At 69.7% G+C, this 1,496-nt stretch carries 2 protein-coding genes; both read right to left on the bottom strand.

All coding sequences use genetic code 11. The annotated features are described in order from the left end of the window. Positions 1-678 (bottom strand): adenosylhomocysteinase (locus ACWDYJ_RS36245; RefSeq protein ID WP_451569860.1); only part of this gene is annotated, 678 nt, incomplete at its 3' end. A gap of 57 nt (positions 679-735) precedes the next feature. Further along, positions 736-1,496 (bottom strand): vitamin B12 dependent-methionine synthase activation domain-containing protein (locus ACWDYJ_RS36240; RefSeq protein ID WP_451569859.1); only part of this gene is annotated, 761 nt, incomplete at its 5' end.

Below are 1,496 nucleotides of genomic sequence, written 5' to 3'. Positions count from 1 at the left end.
ATTGATCGCCGGGAAGAGCAGCGTGCCCTCGGCCATCATCTCGTACAGGCGGTGGACACCCGTGGTGGTCTCCTCCGTCACGCCGCGGATCTCGGCGGCCAGGGCCGCCCAGTCGATGCCGGTCTTCCGCAGCAGCGCGAGGACCAGGGCCATCTCCTCGTTGTCCGCGGTCGACGGGTCCGGGACCGCGCCGGCCTTCGCGTACTCGACGCCCTTGTGGACGAGGAGGGTCGCGTCACCGCCGTCGTCGAGGATCATGTTGGGGCCGAGGTACGAGGACCCACCATCAGGCGCAGCCGGGCCCGCGTGGCCCGGCCAGGTCAGCGCCTGCTCCGTACACCACCAGTACTCCTCCAGCGTCTCGCCCTTCCAGGCGAAGACGGGGATCCCGGCCGCCGCGATCGCGGCGGCCGCGTGGTCCTGGGTGGAGTAGATGTTGCAGGACACCCAGCGGACCTCGGCGCCGAGGGCCACGAGCGTCTCGATGAGGACCGCCGTCTGCACGGTCATGTGCAGGGAGCCGGTGATGCGGGCGCCGGCCAGCGGCTGGGTCGCCGCGTACTCCTCGCGGATCGACATCAGGCCCGGCATCTCGTGCTCGGCCAGCGTGATCTCCTTACGGCCGAACGCGGCCAGGGAGAGGTCCGCGACCTTGAAGTCGGTGAATTCAGCAGGCATGAGGAACGCTCCTTGAGCTCAGGTCGGTGCAGTCGGTTCCGGGGGCCGCCACCGCGTTCACCGGCGGCCTCCCGCGTTGAAGTAGCCGGCTTCGGGGTGGTGGACCACGATGGCGTCGGTGGACTGCTCGGGGTGGAGCTGGAACTCCTCCGAGAGGTGGACGCCGATCCGCTCCGGCCGGAGGAGGTCGGCGATCTTCGCGCGGTCCTCCAGGTCGGGGCAGGCGGGATAGCCGAGCGAGTAGCGGCACCCCTGGTATTCGGTGCGGAACATGCCCGCCATGGCCGAGGGATCGGATCCGGCGATGCCGAGTTCGAGCCGTACCCGGGCGTGCCAGTACTCGGCGAGCGCCTCGGCCAACTGTACGGAGAGTCCGTGCAGTTCCAGGTAGTCGCGATATGCGTCCGCCTCGAAGAGGCGGGCGGTCTCCTCGCCGATCCTGGATCCGACGGTGACGACCTGGAGGCCGACGACGTCGGTCTCGCCGGACTCCTCGGGACGGAAGAAGTCCGCGAGGCACAGGCGGGCGCCGCGGCTCTGCCGGGGGAAGGTGAAGCGGGTCCGCTCGCCTCCGTCCTCGTCGAGAATGATCAGGTCCTCGCCCTTGGAGACGCAGGGGAAGTATCCGTGGACGACGGCCGCTTCGAGGAGCTGGTCGGTGTGCAGCCGGTCCAGCCAGCCACGGAGCCGAGGTCGGCCCTCCGATTCGGTCAGATCGGGGTCCTTGAGGCCCCACTGCCCCTTGAAGAGGGCGCCCTCGTCCAGCCAGGAGGCGTAGTCCTTGAGCGGGATGCCCTTGACGACGCGGGTCCCCCAGA

This window comes from Streptomyces sp. NPDC003042 (assembly GCF_053591315.1).
This window is presented reverse-complemented; position numbering and strand designations above follow the sequence as displayed.